The 15,307-nt window shown below is 70.8% G+C and carries 17 protein-coding genes; 4 read left to right on the top strand and 13 right to left on the bottom strand.

Annotation, left to right across the window (positions count from 1 at the left end; genetic code table 11):
* Positions 1 to 111 precede the first annotated feature (111 nt).
* Both R9X44_RS16175 and R9X44_RS16170 read right to left on the bottom strand, forming a co-directional pair.
* Positions 112 to 576, bottom strand: coding sequence for a hypothetical protein (locus R9X44_RS16175; protein WP_319814987.1), 465 nt, complete (start codon positions 574 to 576; stop codon positions 112 to 114).
* Positions 577 to 883: 307 nt separating this feature from the next.
* Positions 884 to 1,471 carry a hypothetical protein gene (locus R9X44_RS16170; protein ID WP_319814986.1) on the bottom strand — a complete coding sequence of 196 codons (588 nt, stop codon included), beginning with the start codon at positions 1,469 to 1,471 and terminating at the stop codon, positions 884 to 886.
* A gap of 323 nt (positions 1,472 to 1,794) precedes the next feature.
* On the opposite strand from R9X44_RS16170, the gene R9X44_RS16165 reads away from it, so the two are divergent.
* Entirely contained in the window at positions 1,795 to 1,935 is a 141-nt protein-coding gene (locus tag R9X44_RS16165; RefSeq protein ID WP_319814985.1) for a hypothetical protein, read from the top strand.
* Positions 1,936 to 2,057: 122 nt separating this feature from the next.
* Here the strand turns inward: R9X44_RS16165 and R9X44_RS16160 are convergent, their stop codons facing one another.
* Positions 2,058 to 2,438, bottom strand: a complete 381-nt coding sequence (locus R9X44_RS16160; RefSeq protein ID WP_319814984.1) for a YybH family protein — start codon at positions 2,436 to 2,438, stop codon at positions 2,058 to 2,060.
* 88 nt (positions 2,439 to 2,526) lie between these two features.
* Here R9X44_RS16160 and R9X44_RS16155 point away from each other — a divergent pair, with 88 nt between their 5' ends.
* Entirely contained in the window at positions 2,527 to 3,435 is a 909-nt protein-coding gene (locus R9X44_RS16155) for a LysR family transcriptional regulator (RefSeq protein WP_319814983.1), read from the top strand.
* Here the strand turns inward: R9X44_RS16155 and R9X44_RS16150 are convergent.
* Complete coding sequence (locus R9X44_RS16150; RefSeq protein WP_319814982.1) at positions 3,405 to 4,052, bottom strand: response regulator transcription factor; 648 nt, start codon at positions 4,050 to 4,052, stop codon at positions 3,405 to 3,407. The two genes, R9X44_RS16155 and R9X44_RS16150, sit on opposite strands and share 31 nt — an antisense overlap.
* Complete coding sequence (locus R9X44_RS16145; RefSeq protein ID WP_319814981.1) at positions 4,049 to 5,179, bottom strand: sensor histidine kinase; 1,131 nt, start codon at positions 5,177 to 5,179, stop codon at positions 4,049 to 4,051. The genes R9X44_RS16150 and R9X44_RS16145 overlap by 4 nt, the downstream gene beginning before the upstream one ends.
* A gap of 286 nt (positions 5,180 to 5,465) precedes the next feature.
* Here R9X44_RS16145 and R9X44_RS16140 point away from each other — a divergent pair, with 286 nt between their 5' ends.
* Positions 5,466 to 6,602, top strand: coding sequence for a glycosyltransferase 87 family protein (locus tag R9X44_RS16140; RefSeq protein ID WP_319814980.1), 1,137 nt, complete (start codon positions 5,466 to 5,468; stop codon positions 6,600 to 6,602).
* A 10-nt stretch (positions 6,603 to 6,612) separates the two neighbouring features.
* A complete protein-coding gene (locus R9X44_RS16135) occupies positions 6,613 to 7,479 on the top strand; it encodes a hypothetical protein (RefSeq protein ID WP_319814979.1) in 867 nt (288 codons plus the stop codon).
* A gap of 55 nt (positions 7,480 to 7,534) precedes the next feature.
* Here R9X44_RS16135 and R9X44_RS16130 read toward each other — a convergent pair whose 3' ends face one another.
* The 8 genes from R9X44_RS16130 to R9X44_RS16095 form a co-directional block, all read right to left on the bottom strand.
* Complete coding sequence (locus tag R9X44_RS16130) at positions 7,535 to 8,719, bottom strand: NADH:flavin oxidoreductase (RefSeq protein ID WP_319814978.1); 1,185 nt, start codon at positions 8,717 to 8,719, stop codon at positions 7,535 to 7,537.
* Entirely contained in the window at positions 8,686 to 9,309 is a 624-nt protein-coding gene (locus R9X44_RS16125; protein ID WP_319814977.1) for a helix-turn-helix domain-containing protein, read from the bottom strand. The genes R9X44_RS16130 and R9X44_RS16125 overlap by 34 nt, the downstream gene beginning before the upstream one ends.
* Before the next feature lie 61 nt (positions 9,310 to 9,370).
* Positions 9,371 to 9,832 (bottom strand): PPC domain-containing DNA-binding protein, encoded by a 462-nt coding sequence (locus R9X44_RS16120; protein ID WP_319814976.1) that lies wholly within the window; start codon positions 9,830 to 9,832, stop codon positions 9,371 to 9,373.
* Positions 9,819 to 11,555, bottom strand: a complete 1,737-nt coding sequence (gene atzF / locus R9X44_RS16115) for an allophanate hydrolase (protein ID WP_319814975.1) — start codon at positions 11,553 to 11,555, stop codon at positions 9,819 to 9,821. Before atzF ends, R9X44_RS16120 begins: the two co-directional genes overlap by 14 nt.
* On the bottom strand, positions 11,552 to 12,223 hold the full coding sequence (locus R9X44_RS16110) for an isochorismatase family cysteine hydrolase (RefSeq protein WP_319814974.1): 672 nt from the start codon (positions 12,221 to 12,223) through the stop codon (positions 11,552 to 11,554). Before R9X44_RS16110 ends, atzF begins: the two co-directional genes overlap by 4 nt.
* 20 nt (positions 12,224 to 12,243) lie before the next feature.
* Positions 12,244 to 13,872, bottom strand: coding sequence for a hypothetical protein (locus R9X44_RS16105; protein WP_319814973.1), 1,629 nt, complete (start codon positions 13,870 to 13,872; stop codon positions 12,244 to 12,246).
* Entirely contained in the window at positions 13,869 to 14,534 is a 666-nt protein-coding gene (locus tag R9X44_RS16100) for an isochorismatase family cysteine hydrolase (protein ID WP_319814972.1), read from the bottom strand. The genes R9X44_RS16105 and R9X44_RS16100 overlap by 4 nt, the downstream gene beginning before the upstream one ends.
* Before the next feature lie 113 nt (positions 14,535 to 14,647).
* Entirely contained in the window at positions 14,648 to 15,283 is a 636-nt protein-coding gene (locus tag R9X44_RS16095) for a GntR family transcriptional regulator (protein ID WP_319814971.1), read from the bottom strand.
* Positions 15,284 to 15,307: the final 24 nt, after the last annotated feature.

The raw sequence follows: 15,307 nt of genomic DNA, 5'->3' as shown, positions 1-15,307 counted from the left end.
ATTAAGATCGTGGCCGCGCCTTTCCTGCTCAGTTGCCGTGGGGCAATTTTGGCCGTCGCAGGCATTCCGGGGATGTAGGCAATTGGCCTGCCGGGGCCCGATCCCAACTATTCACGCGCCGAGAGTGGTCTGACCGATCCAGACCTGCGATGGAAGGAGGATAGGACCCACAACGGCACGCGCTCCGGCGAGGTAGGCGATCCACCTGATATCTTCACACTGAAAGACCGGCTCAGAGCGCGAATCAACCCAAATCTGCACCACATTTGCGCCAGCGGCGGTCAAATCCCACCACGACCACTGGCGCACTCCTGGTTCAAAACCCCATAGCCATTCATCGAGTGGCCAGGCATCTTCTTCTCGATGCTCGATATAACGCCGGACCCCTTCCGCGGCGTCGAATGGTCTACCGGATTGCTCGCCACTAAGAGAATTGGTGCGGCTCAACCAGTCCGGGATACCCGACATCGGCAGCTCGTCAGCGACAAACGCCCCACTGCCAGCCAGACCGACCCCGGCGACCAGGGCGGACCGTACTCGGTTCGCATACGCGTCCACATTTCCTGAGATCTCCACAGCGAAAGATGCGAGCAGTGCAGGAGCCCCAGCAGCGTCAGCTCTGGATTCCAATCGTCGCATTTCTTCCCGGAGCGAAAATCGGTCCATGGATCAGCCCCCGGGAGGATTCGTCCAGAGCCAGGCACAATCCGCGACAGCCCCACTAGATCCACGAAACGCCTGCGAATGGGCGATATCTGCACCCAGCTCCTCGTGCATTCTCATGCCTCCTCTGAGGCCGGAGTTCAAGGTAGGTCCAGCAGATTGCGATCGTGGCCGGGGCTGACGCCGAGCGTGAAGGGTGAGCGGTTGGGGTTGTTGGGGGTTAGGGGAGGGTTTTGGTTAGAGTGGTGTAGAAGGGGGTTAGGTCGGATTTTAGGGGGGTGGGGGTGGGGGTGCCGGGGCGGGTGAGCATGCCGAGGGAGCGGCCGTCGGCCCAGAAGCATGTGACGTTGGGGTCTTCGGTGTAGGAGGGGAGGCAGAAGGCGGAGGCGGTGAGGTCGGGGTGGGTGACGGGGAGGGGGTCCAGGCCGAATTTGGTGGCGGTGGCTTGGAGTTCGGTGGTGGTGGTTTGTGGGTGTTGGGGGAGGATGCCGCCCAGGAAGATCGTGGTGCCTTGGAGGGTTGTGGTGTCGGGTTGGTTTTGGGGGCGGTAGATGGCGATGGTCTCGTAGGTGAGGGCGGTGCGGAGGTCCTTGGGGAGGGCGTGGAGGTAGAACTCGGCTTCTGCGGGGTCTGCGGTGGGGTCGAGGAGCCAGGTGCCGGAGGGGGCCTGGATGGTGGGGGGTGGGGAGAAGCCGTAGGCGGGGGGTGCGGGGGGTGGGGAGGGGTCGGGGGTGGGGATGAGCTCGCTGCATCCTGCTGTTGTCGCCGCCAGGAGGGTGATCGTCGTCAGGATGCTCCGCAAGCTCATGGGGGGAGCGTGCTCGAGCGGTGGTCCCCCTGTCATGTGGGTGGGGTCCTGATCTGGTTGGGACCCTGCTGCGGGACTTCGGCTCGCGGGTTGCGTTCCCTGGCTCTGGCGGCTCGCAGGTTGTGCTTCCTGGCTTTCGGCGCGCGGGTTGCGCTCACTGGCTATCGGGTGGTCGGGAGGGTCGGTTTTGATCGGGGGAAGCTTTTGGTGGGCTTTGTGGTGAATAACTGACGGATCGCGTTCACTGTGAGTGGCTTTCCTTCGGGGGAAGGTCGCCGGGGCGTCGGTAACGGCGGCGCCTTGAGGAAACGGAGGTGATCCGTATGCGGACCACGAAGAAGGCGGCGCTGGTCGTCGCGTGCGTTACGGGGATGGCGGCGGCGGTGAACGCGCCGGCGCAGGCCGATCCGCTGCCGCCGCCGTCGGTGCCGAGCGCGCCGGCGCTGCCGGACGTCGCGCCGTAACACGTTCAGCTGATCCGCTCCCGCTCACAGCCGCGCGCCACCGGGCGGTTTCCGTCCGGCGGCGCGTGTGACGCTCTCACGAACGCGCCCCGCCCGTCTCCAGGACGGGCGGGGCGTCCGCGTCATGAGGTGGGGCGCTGGAACTCGGGCTGGTCGAGGACGCGGAGCCAGCTGCCGTCGGGCTGGCGGCGGGCCACCTGGGCGCGCGCGCCCGACCCGTCGGACGGCGGCGTCGAGGTGAGCGCGAGGTCCCCGCTGACGAGGGTCGGCAGCGGCGCTTCCGGCGTGAAGCGCGGCCGGTTCTCCAGGACCTTCGCCCACAGCGCGCGGATCGCCTCCCGTCCGACGGTCTGGGCACCGGGCGGGTACGCGAGCACCGCGTCTTCGGCGTAGAGGGCGGCGACCCCGTCGGCGTCGCCCGCGTTGGAGCGCTCGACGAACAGGCGGGTGAGGTCCTCCGGCCGCTCGGCCTTCGCGTACTTGGCGTACTTGTCTTCGGTCATCGTTGGTCTCCCTATCTCCCTTCCAGGCTGCACCCGCCCGCTTCAGAAGTCCAACAGCTTGTTCTTATGAGGACTAGAATCAGAGCTTATGGAACTGCGTCAGCTCGAGTACTTCGTGGCGGTCGCCGAGGAGCGCAACTTCACGCGGGCCGCCGAACGCGTGCGGATCAGCCAGTCGGGCGTGAGCGCCCAGATCAGACGGCTTGAGCGCGAGCTGGGCGCCGAGCTGTTCGACCGCGCCTCACGGGTCGTCGCGCTGACGGCAGCCGGGAAGGCCGCGCTGGAGCCCGCGCGCGCGGCGCTGGCCGCCGCCGAGTCCGTCGCCCGCGCGGTGGACGACGTGCGCGGCCTGATCCGGGGCGGCCTGACCGTCGGGATGGTCACCGGATGCACGATCACCCCTCTGTTCGCGGCCTTGGCCGACCTGAGCGCGGGCCACCCGGGCGTCGAACTCTCCCTGCTGGAACTCCCGTCCGACGGCCTCGCTGACGGCGTCCGCTCCGGCGCGCTCGACGTCGCCCTCCTCGGCGCTGCCGCGCTCCCCGAAGGCTTGGAGGCGCTGACCCTGATCCGCGAGCCGCTCACCGCGCTCGTCCCGCCTGAACACCCCCTGGCCGGACGCACGGAGGCCACCCTCGCCGAAGTCTGCGCGTACCCCGTCGTCTGTATGCCTCCCGGTACGGGCCTGCGTACGGTCTTCGACCTTGCGTGCGCTGCCCGAGACCTCACCCCGCACGTCTCCCTGACGGCCTCGGCAGCCGACGCCATCGCCGACCTGTCCGCACGCGGCCTCGGCGCGGCGATCCTGACCCCGTCCATGTCCGCCGCCTACGCCGACCGTCTCACCGTCCTCCCCCTCTCCGACGCCTCCGACCCCGCATACCTGGCCCTTGTCTGGAGGCCGAACCCCTCCCCCGCCGTCCGCGCCTTCCTCACCCACGCCCGCGCGCGCTTCGCCCTCCCCGGTCAGGACGGGGTGATCAGACCGGACTCATAGGCGTGGATGACAAGGTGGACGCGGTCACGCGCGTCGAGTTTGGTCAGCAGCCGCGCGACGTGGGCCTTGGCGGTCGCCGGGCTGATTACCAGCGCCTCGGCGATCTCCGCGTTCGACATGCCGCGCGCGACTAGCGTCAGCACCTCACGTTCACGATCGGTCACCGGAAGCGCCACGGACCGTCGGACGGCGGCGGGCCGGGCCGCGAACTCGGTGATGAGCCGCCGGGTGACGCCGGGCGCGAGCAGCGCGTCCCCCGCCGCGACGACGCGGACCGCGCCGAGGATGTCCTCAAGAGCCATGTCCTTCACCAGGAACCCGCTGGCCCCCGCGCGCAGCGACCCGTAGACGTGCTCGTCGTCATCGAACGTGGTCAGCATCAGGACCCGCGTGTCCGGCAGCTCCCCGGTGATCACGCGGGTCGCGGCGATGCCGTCGGTGCCCGGCATGCGGATGTCCATGAGGACGACGTCGGGCCGCTCACGTCGGGCCAGGTCGATCGCCTCCGCGCCGGTCGCCGCCTCGCCGACCAGCGTGAGGTCGTCGGTGTCGGCGAACAGGACGCGCAGGCCCGCGCGGACCAGCGGCTGGTCGTCGGCGAGCAGCACCCGGATCACCGTGCCGCCCCGGCCAGGGGAAGCCGCGCGGAGACCCGGAATCCGCCGTCCGGCCCAGGACCCGCGGTGAGGTCGCCGCCGAGCAGCCCGGCGCGCTCGCGCATGCCGAGCAGCCCGTAGCCCGCGCCGTCCCCGGACGGCCCCTCCCCCTCGTCCGCGATCGCCACGACGAGCTCGTCGCGCCCGTAGTCGAGCGCGACCTCGCACCGGTCGGTGCGGGCGTGCCTGACCACGTTCGCGACGGCCTCCTGGACGATCCGGAACGCGGCGAGGTCGACCTCGGCGGGCAGCGTCCGGCGCTCCCCGGTGCGCCGCAGCTCGACCCTGACGCCCGCCGCCCCTGTCGTGCTGATCAGGCGGTCGAGCCCGGCGAGGCCGGGCGTGGGGGCGTCGTCCTGGTCGGCGCGGCGCAGCGCGCCGAGCATCCGCCGCAGTCCCGCGAGGGTCTCCCGGCTCGTTTCCTCGATGGCGGCGAGCGCGTTGCGCGCCTCGGCGGGCTGGGTGTCGATGACGCGGCCGCCGACGCCCGCCTGGATCGCGATGACGCCGATGCTGTGCGCGACCATGTCGTGCAGGTCGCGGGCGATGCGCAGCCGTTCGGCGGCGACGGCCTCGGCCGCCGACCGCTCAGCGAGTTCCCGCGCGTGCAGGCGGCTCTGCCTGAGCGAGGCGCCCGCCGACCACGCGAGCCCGGCCGTGAGCAGGGCGAGGGCGATCAGCATCGGCAGGTCAGCGGGGGTGCCGCCGAGGTGGACCGTCAGCACCCCGGTCTGGACGAGCAGGACGGCGGCGACCGCCGTGAGCGAGACCGGCCGCGGTTTCGCCAGGGCCACGTAGACGAGCGCGCCGTCCACGAGGAGGGCGAAGAGGATCGCCACCTCCACCTTGGGCATCTCGGCGAAGGCCGCGGTCCAGGCCGCGGTGAGGAAGAAAAGACCGGTGAGCGGGGCCCGCCGCACCAGCGCGAGCGACGCGACGGTGAGGATCGCGGCGGGCAGCACCTCGGCCTCGTCGAACCCGCGCCGTCCCGAGCTCAGGGCGAGCGGCAGCACCACCGGATAGGCCAGGCCGCACAGCCCGAGGGCCCAGGTCACCGCCCGGTGCCGCCTCTTCGCACTTTCGCTCATATCCCCCGATCGTATCGACGCCCGATATCTCAGACATCGCCCGTGAGGCGTACGCCCTGAGGCCACATCGCCGCAGCCGATCACGCTCAGGGCCAGCTCAGGGGGCGTAGGTCGGCGGGCGTAGTGCGCCCGGGGAGTACGGCTCGTGGGCCGATGTGCCGGAAGGGGGGTGAAAGCGAGCGTTGGGGGCGTTCCGAGCGGACCCCTCCCTGAAAGGACTGACGTGTCGCACAGATGGCGGAAGATCGCGTATGCGGTGGCCGGTGCCGAGATACTGGGTTTGCTGGTGTTCGCGGTGGTGTATCCGTCGCTCGACCACCACATCTACTGGCTGGGCGGCGGCGCGCTGACGGACGGGGCCGCGCTTTACGAGCGGCGGCACGAGGGGCTGTGGTTCACGAACACGCCGTTCATGGCGCTGGTGTTCGCGCCGATGTCGCTGCTGCCGCTCACCCTCGCGCGGGTCGGCTGGCAGCTCGCGTCGGCGGGGGCGTTCGCCTGGGCGTGCGCCTCGGGCCTGCGGCTCGCCGGACGGACCCCGCACCGCGCCGCCGTCGCCGCGCTGTTCGCGGGCGGGATGCTGCTGGAACCCGTCTGGCACACGCTGTTCCTCGGCCAGGTGAACCTGTTCCTCCTCGCGCTCGTGCTCCACGACCTCCGCAGGGTCGCCGACGGCAGAAGCGCGGGCGTCGGCGTCGGGATCGCGGCGGCCGTCAAACTGACCCCGGCGATCTTCGTGGTGCTGCTCCTCGCCGCGGGACGGGTCCGCGCCGCCGCGACCGCGACCGGCGTGTTCCTCCTCGGCACCGGCGCGGCATGGCTCGTCGCGCCCGAGGCGTCCCGGACGTACTGGTTCGACACGTTCTATGACACCTCACGCGTCGGCGTCCCCTACATCAGCAACCAGTCGCCGATCGGGGCGGCCGCACGCGTCCTCGACGGGGTCGCGCACATCCCGTCCTGGTACCGGCTCGTCCCCCTGCTGCTCGGGCTCGCCGGGATCGTCGCGGCGGTCGCGTGGGCGCGCCGGGGCGACTGGCTCGCGGCCGCCGCCGTGACCGGCGTGACCGGCCTGCTCGTCTCCCCCGTCTCCTGGACGCACCACTGGGTGTGGGCGCTGCCCGCGCTCCTCGTCTTCGCCCGCTCCCGCGCCCTCCTGGCCGCCGGGACCCTGCCGTTCCTGCTGGCGGTGCCGTGGCTGACGCCCAGAGGCGGCGGCCCCGACCAGTACGGCCTCCACGGCCTCACGACGGTCGCGGCCAACGCCTACCTCGTCGCGGCACTTGTCTTCCTCGCGTACATGACAATTACCCTCCATAACCGCCCAATCCCCACACAAATGACTTACCGGGCCTCATTTAATAGATCAGACCTTTCCGCTGAAATCCATAAAGTACAAGTGAGGACCCCGCACCACCGCTAACTTCCTCCTCATGCCCTCACCCCACCATGACTCCCTGAACGCGGTTTTCCGGAAGCGTCCGGCACTCGCCCTGGAAATGCTGCACGACCTGTGCGGCGTCCACATCTCCCCGAACGCGCTCGCCCGCGTGGAGTCCAACGACTTCAACAGCCGGCCGTCCGACGACTTCAAGCCCGACACCGTCATCACGGTGGGACCGCCGCAGGCGCCCGAGCACGGCGTCATCGTCGAGATCCAGCAGACCCCGATCGAGGCCAAGCGGGTGCAGCTCGCGCGCTACGCGGCGGCGATGTGGGTGCAGATCCGGCGGCCGGTGCACGTCCTGCTCTTCGCCCCCGACGACAAGACCGCCGACTACTACGCGACCCCGGTCCAGACGAGCCTGCCGGGCTACACCTTCCGCGCGCACACCGTGGGCCCCGCACGCCTGCCGGTCATCACCGACCCGGCGGAGGCCGCCGACCATATCGAGATCGCCATGTTCAGCGTCCAAGCACACGGACAAACCCACCCGAACACCATCAATGCCTTCACCGAGGCGCTCAAGAAGTTCCCGCAGGAGCAATCCGAGGCTTACGCTAACTTCTGCTGGAACATTTCCTCAACCGCCGTCCGCACCACCCTCGAGGCCGTCATGAAGAACGCCACAGAATTCCCCCTCTCGGCCCGCATCATCGATGAGGCCCGTCCGGAGATCATCGCCGAGGCCCGTCCGGAGATCGAAGCCGAAGCCGTGCTCACCGTGCTCAAGGCGCGCGGGGTGGCGGTCGACGACGCCGCACGCGAGCGCGTCCTTGGCTGCACCGACCTCGCGACGCTCAGGGGCTGGCTCCAGGCGAGCGCCACGGCGACCTCGGTCGACGACCTGTTCGGCTGACCCCGCCGCCCGTCGAAGCCGCACGGGGCCGAACCCCGTGCGGCTTCGCGCGCGCTCAGCGGGGGGCGGGCTGGAAGACGTCAGACAGGGGGCAGTGGGTGCCCCGGTAGATGGTCGGCATGCAGCGGTTGCAGTGGACGCATGCCGACGCGGCAGTCGCGTCCTTCTGGAGCCGCAGCGGAAGGTCGGGTTCCATGAGCAGCGCGCGGCCCATCGCGGCGAACTCGAAGCCCTCGGCCATGGCCAGGTCGAGCGAGGGCATGTCGGTGAGGCCGCCGAGCAGGATGAGCGGCATGGACAGCTCGGCGCGGAAGCGGCGGGCCATGGGCAGCAGGTAGGCGACCTCGTAGGGGTAGGCGTGCAGGAAGAACCTGCCGAAGACCCGCAGGCCGGCCTTCACCGGCTGCCGGAACGACCCCGCGAACTCCTTCACCGGCGCGTCGCCGCGGAACAGGTACATCGGGTTGAGCAGGGAGCTTCCGGCGGTGAGTTCCAGGGCGTCGAGGTGGCCGTCGGCTTCCAGGAGCAGCGCGAAGGCGAGCCCTTCTTCCTCGGTGAGGCCGCCGCGCACCCCGTCGGACATGTTGATCTTCGCGAGGACCGCGATCCTGTCGCCGACGCGCGCCTTGACCGCCTCGGCGATCCCCCGTGCGACGCTCGCCCGGTTGACGAGCGGGCCGCCACGGGCGTCCTTGCGCTTGTTCAGGCGCGGCGAAAGGAACGAACTCGCCAGGTAGTTGTGGCCGAAGTGCAGTTCGACGGCGTCGAAGCCGCAGTCCGCGGCGAGTTCGGCGGCGTCGGCATGCGCGCGGGTGACGCGGGCGATGTCGTCCTCGCTCGCCTCGGTGAGGAACTGGAACGTCAGCGGGCTGAGCCGCCGCGACGCTGACAAAGCGGGCATCCGGTTGGACCGCGCGTCGGCGACGGGCCCGGCATGCCCGAGCTGTGCGGAGATCGCCGCCCCCTCGGCGTGGACCGCCTCGGCGAGCCGCCGCAGCCCCTCGGCGGCCTCGGGCCGCATGTGGATCTGCCGCCGCTCGGTGCGTCCCTCGGGCGCAACAGCGCAGTACGCGACAGTCGTCATGCCGACGCCGCCCGCCGCGATCGCGCGGTGGAAGGCGATGAGTTCGTCGGAGACGAGGGCTTTGGGGGTGCGTCCCTCGAACGTGGCGGCTTTGACGATCCGGTTGCGCAGGGTGAGCGGGCCTAGTCGGGCGGGGGCGAAGACTGCTTCTGGCATGGGGGCGCTCCATCGGGGGGTGGGAACGGGGCGGTGAGCCCTGCGGCGACGAACGCGGTGACGCTCGCCGCGGGCGGCGGCGTGCCGTCGGAGTCGCCGTAGGTGTGCAGGACGAGATCGCGGGCGAGCCGCCAGCGCAGCGCGGCCTCCTCGGGGGGCAGTCCGGGGACGGCACGGGCCAGCAGGGCGGCCCAGGGCTCGGGGTAGGACCACGCCGAGTGCCACGGCAGCGGATGCCCGGACCTGACGATTTTGGCCAGCAGCCGGCCGAGCCAGCGCCGCTCGGGGTCGTGCGCGAGCGCGGCGAGCGGTTCGACGAGCAGCGCGGCGATCCGCGCGGCGGGCACCGGGGCCGACCCGGTGAGCAGGCCCTCGAGCTCGGCGAGGCGGCCGCTCCACAGGTCGCCGAGGCGGCGTTCCAGCAGGGCGGTGGCCAGGGCCTCCTTGGACCCGAAGTGGTAGTGCACGGCCGCCGGGTTCATCCCGGCGGCCTTGTTGACGGCGCGCACCGACACCGCGTCGTAGCCGTGTTCGGCGAAGAGCGGCCCCGCCGCGTCGAGCAGCCTGGCCGGCGCGTCCGCGATCGTCATACGCCCGAGTCGACCACGTCGCGCCGCGTTCGTCAATCAGTGATTGAATCGGTGATGGAGGTCAGTCGTGGAACTCCAGGAGGGGTACGTCGTACATGGCCGGGTTGGGCGGCCGCCTGATCTCCGGGCCGACGACCTCCACGACGAGGAGTTCCGCGACGAACTGGACGGTCGCGCCGAGCAGGTGGCTGGTGTGCGCCTGCGCGGACCGCTCCTTCAGCCCGACCGAGATGTGCACGTGCGGGACCGCCCTGTCCTCGGCCGGGTCCCACGCGAGGCTGCCGCAGCCGATCGCCTCGACGTTGGTGGCGCTCACCTTCGTCCAGACCGGGGCCATCGGATCAGCGACCCGCTCGCACGTCCCGATGACGTCGACCGAGGAGAACGCGCCGAGGAACATCGGGATGTAGCCCTGGCGCACCTCGTTGGACTTGCAGAAGTCGGCGAGCGCGGTGAAGAAGTCCTCCCCCGGGTCGAAGACGACGCCGAACGTGCGGCCCCGTCTCAGCTCACTGCTGCGCATGGGCTCCCTCCAGGTAGGCGGGCCAGCTTCCGTGGCCGCTGATGTCGCGCGCGTCGCCGGTGGCGTAGGACTCGCACAGGAACCCGTGGACCGACCTGCCGTCGGCGAGTTCCACGGTGCCGAGGCCGAGCGGCGGAGCCGTCTCGGTGAGCAGGTGCCCGAGCGAGGCCGCCGACAGCGCGTAGAGCTCGACCTCGACGGCCGCGCCGCCTTCCCCGACCCGTACGAGGCCGGGCCTTGCGACGTCCCCTCCGGGCAGAGCGAACAGCCGGTAGGCCGACGCCGTAAGCGCGACGCCGTGCGGCCGCGCCCCGAGCGCCGTAAGCCGCCCGTGCAACGGCTGCCCCGCACGATGCGCGCCTACGACGGCCAGTACGGCCTCGTCCACTCCCTCGACGGGTGCGGCAATAGGTTCGGCGGCGAAGGCCGCCGCCGCCGAGGCCAGCAAGGCGTCCTTGCCCGCGGGGGCGAGAAGGGTGAGCCCGTGGGGCCGTCCCGCAGGGGTCATCCCCCCGGGGACGGCGATGGCGGCGAGGTCGAGGAGGTTGGCGAAGGTGCTGTAGTGGCCGAGTGTCTTGTTGCGGCCGATCGGGTCCTCGCGCATCTCCTTGTGCGTGAACGTGGTCGGGATCGTCGGCACCGCGAGCGCGTCGATCCGCCGCCACACGTCGCGGGTCTCGGCGCGCAGCTCCTGGAGGCGGTGGGCGTCGGCGAACGCGTCGGCCGCGCTCATCGACGCGCCGGGCCGCAGGACCCGGCGCGTCACCGGGTGCACCGCACGTGGGTTGCTCGCGGCGAACGCGCCCACCGCGGTGAGCCTTTCGGCCACCCACGCGCCGCCGTACAGCAGCTTGCCCGCCTGCAGGAAGGGCACGAACTCGACCTGGACGAGGGTGTGGCCGAGGTCGCACAGCCGCGCGAGCACCTGCTTGAACGCGACGGCCGCCGCGCCGTCGCCGAAGAACTCGAGCCTGCGCGGCACGCCGATGCGCAGCGGCCCGGTGGGCGTGAGCTCCCCGACCGGCAGGCTCCGCGACCACGGGTCGGCCCCGACGGGCCCGGCGATCGCCGTCAGGACCGTCCACGCGTCCGCGACTGACGCGGCGAAGACGCTCGCGCAGTCCAGCGACGCGCACGCCGGGACCATCCCGAGGGTCGAGACGAGCCCCCGCGACGGCTTCAGCCCCACGGTCCCGGTGAACGCCGCCGGGACACGTCCCGATCCCGCGGTGTCGGTGCCGAGCGCGAACGACACGAGGCCCGCGCCGACCGCGACGGCCGAGCCCGAGCTCGACCCGCCCGAGATGAGCCCGGGCACCAGCGGCGACTCGCATGACCCGTAAGGGCTGCGCGTGCCCGACAGCCCGGTGGCGAACTGGTCGAGGTTGGTCTTGCCTATGAGCAGCGCCCCCGCCGAGCGCAGCCGCTCCACTATGGGCGCGGACTTGTCCGGCGTGTAAGCGAACTCCGGACAGGCGGCCGTGGTCGGCAGCCCGGCGACGTCGATGTTGTCCTTGACCGCGTACGGGACGCCGTACAGGGGCCCGTCCGGGAGCGCGGCGGCCTCGGCGAGCACCTCCTCACGCGGCCGCAGCGTGATCCAGACGTGGTCGTCGCCGCGTGCCGCGATCCTGTCGTAGACCTCGTTCACGACGTCCTCCGGCCGGGCCGTCCCGGCGCCGTAGCGCCGGGACAGCTCCGCCACCGACAGCGAGCCGGTCATGTGCCTCCCAAGGTGTCGAGCAGGGCGGACGAGGGCGCGATCGCGCCGAACACCCCGCCCTGCATGGTGATCATCTTCAGTGCGGCCTCGTAGTTGCCCACGTCGGTCGCGCCCGTGCAGTCGGTGAGCAGCAGGCACTCGTATCCCCGGTCGTTGGCGTCGCGCATCGTCGTGTGCACGCACACGTCGGTGGTGATGCCGGTGAGGATCAGGTGCGTGATGCCGCGCGTCCGCAGCAGCAGGTCGAGGTCGGTCGCGTAGAACGAGCCCTTGCCCGGCTTGTCGATGACGAGTTCGCCGGCGACGGGCGCGACCTCGGGCACGATCTCCCAGCCCGGCTCGCCCCGCACGAGGATGCGTCCCTGCGGCCCCTCGTCGCCGATGCCCGCGCCGATCCCCTTGGACCGCCACAGCTTGTTCGGCGGGCAGTCCGCGAGGTCGGGCCTGTGCCCTTCGCGGGTGTGGACGACGGTGAAGCCGAGCGGCCGCACCGCGTCCAACACCCTCGCGGTGGGCTCCAGACCCGCGCGGGTGAGCTCAAGGTCGTAGCCCATGGCGTCCACGTACCCGCCTTTGCCGCAGAAGTCCACCTGCCAGTCGATGCAGATGACGGCGGTCTTGGCGGGCGTGAACGTCCCGTCGTAGGGCCAGGCGTAGGGCTGCGCCATCACTGGACCGTACTGAGCGCTCATTTCGCCGCCGTAACGCCGGTGTCAGCGGCGGGTTCGGCTTCCGCCTCGTCTGAAGTCACCGGCCCCTCGGGCTCCGCTACGGCCTTGCCGCGTCCGTCGAGGAAGGCGAACAGGAGCAGGACGACCCCGGCGAACAGGTAGCCGAGCGCGACCTGTCCCTCGGCGTTCCACTCGACCTTCTCCGCGTGCACAAGGCCGACGAACGAGAGCACCGCGCCCGCCGCCGCGTACCCGGCCGCCCAGACGAACTTCCGGTCGATGATGAACGCGACGATCGCGGCGAGCACGAGTCCGGCGAGGATCGCGCCGCCGCCGAGCAGTTTCAGCCCGCCGTAGACGACGCCCGCGCCGCGCAGCGCGTCCTCGCCGAGCTCGTGCGCCGACGTCCCGGCCGCCGCGAGCACGTTGTCCATCTGCCCGACCGCCCACGACGCGACGTTCGGGATGATCGCCATGACCACCGCGATCGCGTGCGCCTTGGGCACCTCCTGGAACGCCTGCGCGCCGATGAGCAGCCCGATGTACAGCAGGATCGGCACGATCGCGGGCGTCGGGAGCAGCGCGCCGAGCAGCGCGAAGAACCCGAGGAAGCAGAACAGCGCGATGACCACGCCGGTCGCGAGCGAGTACGAGGTGCGGCCTCCGGCGGCCTTCCAGCCGGGGTGCCCGATGTAGACCGCGGGCGGGAACGGCGAGCCGAGGCCCGCGCCGACGACCGCGCCGAGCCCGTCGGCGAGCAGGACCGCGCGCAGGTTGTACTCGTCGCCCGCGACGGCCGCGCTCTCGACGTTGGTCATGCCCTCGGTGAAGTTGTAGATGCCGAGGGGGATGGCCGTCGCCAGCAGCGGCGAGACCTCCTTGAGCCCGTCAATGAGCAGGTCGATCTGCAGCGTCGGGAGGCCGATCGCGATGTCCTTGGCGGCGGCGGTGACGTCGGCGGGCTCCATGTAGCCGCCGATCCAGCCGATCGCCGAGCCGACGAGCAGCGCGACGAGCCCGACGGGCAGGCCGAACGGCAGCTTCAGGTCGGTGAAGAACCCGATGAGCAGGATGATGAGGACGGGCAGCGCGATCCACGCCGCATCGAACATCTGCCCGGTCGGCCGCATCGAGATGAACGCGATGGAGATGCCCGCGAGGGTGCCGAGCATCGCCGCCTGCGGCGTGTACTTCCTGATGTACGGGCCGACGAACGCGCCGAGGATGACGATGAGGCCGATGATGAACGACCAGGCCAGGCCCGCCGCCCAGGCGGCGAGGGGGTCCTTGGTCGCCAGGTAGATCGGCAGCATGATCACGAACGTGACGATGAACATGTGCGGGACCGACGGCCCGTACGGCATCGCGCACACGTCGGCGCGGCCCTCACGGGCGGCGAGCCGCCGCGCGAGGTAGGTGTAGTACACGTTCCCGATCAGCATCTGGATGCCGAGTGCCGGGAGGATGACGCCGTAGACGTCGCTTCCCGGGATGTTCACGACGCCCAGGCACAACCCGGTCAGCACGAGGACGTTGACCATGACGTTGAAGCCGAGGCCGAAGAACGCGTTGGTGTCGCCGCTGACCCAGAACGGCGCCTTGAAGGCGGGCTCGGGGGTCGGCGCTTGCTTGGTGTCGGTGCTCATCGCAACGCCTCCAGGAACTGCTTGGCGGGGGCGGTCCAGCCGAAGATGCCGCCCTGCGCGGAGATCATGGCGAGTCCGGCGTCCTGGAACTCCTGGAAGTAGGAGCCGACGCAGTCGGACAGGACGAGGCATTCGTAGCCCCGGTCGTTGGCCTCCCGGACTGTGGTGTGGACGCACACTTCGGTGGTCACCCCCGTCACGACGAGGCTCGTGATGCCGTGGGCCGTCAGGAGGTCCTGGAGGCCGGTGGCGTAGAACGAGCCTTTGCCCGGTTTGTCGATGACTGTCTCGTCCGGGAGGGGCTTGAGTTCGTCGATGATGTCGTGGCCGTACTCGCCCCGGATGAGGATCCGGCCCTTGGGCCCGGGGTCCCCGATGCGCAGGGACGGCTCGCCTCGGGTGAGCTTGGCCGGAGGGCAGTCCGAAAGGTCGGGCTCGTGGCCCTCCCTCGTGTGGACGACGAGCATCCCGGCCGCGCGCGCGGCGTCCAGGACCTCGCGCAGCGGCGCGATGACCCGGCGCAGCATCGAGACGTCGTTGCCGAGCGTCTCGCCGAAGCCCCCGGGCTCGACGAAGTCACGTTGCATGTCGATGATCAGCAGTGCGGTGGTGGCGAGGTCGAACCGGTACGGGTACGGCTCGGCCTCCACTGACGCGTTCATGGGCGGCTCCTTTCTCCCCCGAGAACTCCTGATCGTCGATTGTCGACAATCACATGACGGCGACAGACGTCGTCCGTTACGTCGGGGTTAAAGGGGTTCCGATCCTCGCGGGCTCAGCCCGCGTAGGTGCGGGCCCCGTGCGAGGCGAGCGCCGCGAGCGCGACAGTGGGATCGCCCGTCGCGATCGCCTCGTACAGCCGCCGGTGCCGCGCCACGCCCTCCTCGGGTGCGCGCAGCGCCTCGGTCTCCAGCCGCAGGTTCGCGGCCATGTAGAGCTGGAGCTTCAGGATCACCGGCTCGTAGGCCAGGAGGAGCTGACGGTGCCCGGACAGTGAGACGAGCGCGAGGTGGAACCTGTGGTGCGCGTCGTTCTCGGCGAGGACGTCGCCGGCCTTGGCGGCGGCGTCCATGTTCTCCAGGGCCTCGCCGAGGTCGGCGAGCACGAGCGGGCCGGGCAGCGCGGTGCGCACGGCGTACCTCTCCAGCACGTCGCGCAGGCCGAACAGCTCGTCGACGTCCCCGGCCGACAGCTCGGCCACCCGCACGCCGCGCCGGGGCAGGTGCTCCACGAGCCCCTGCTGGCCGAGCAGCCGCAGCGCCTCGCGCAGCGGCGCCCTGCTGATCCCGAAACGCGCGGTGAGCTGCTCCTCGATCAACCGTTCGCCGGACGCCAGCTCGCCGGAGAGTATGTCCGCGCGGAGCCGCGCCATCACCAGCTCGACCAGGCTGGGCGGCTGAAGCTCGTCCACGCGGCCGCCTTTCCTCATCGCCTC

This window comes from Actinocorallia sp. A-T 12471, from assembly GCF_033875155.1.
Classification (GTDB): Bacteria; Actinomycetota; Actinomycetes; order Streptosporangiales; family Streptosporangiaceae; genus Actinocorallia.
Note: the sequence above shows the minus strand (reverse complement) of the source record. Positions and strands in the feature narration are given on the sequence as shown.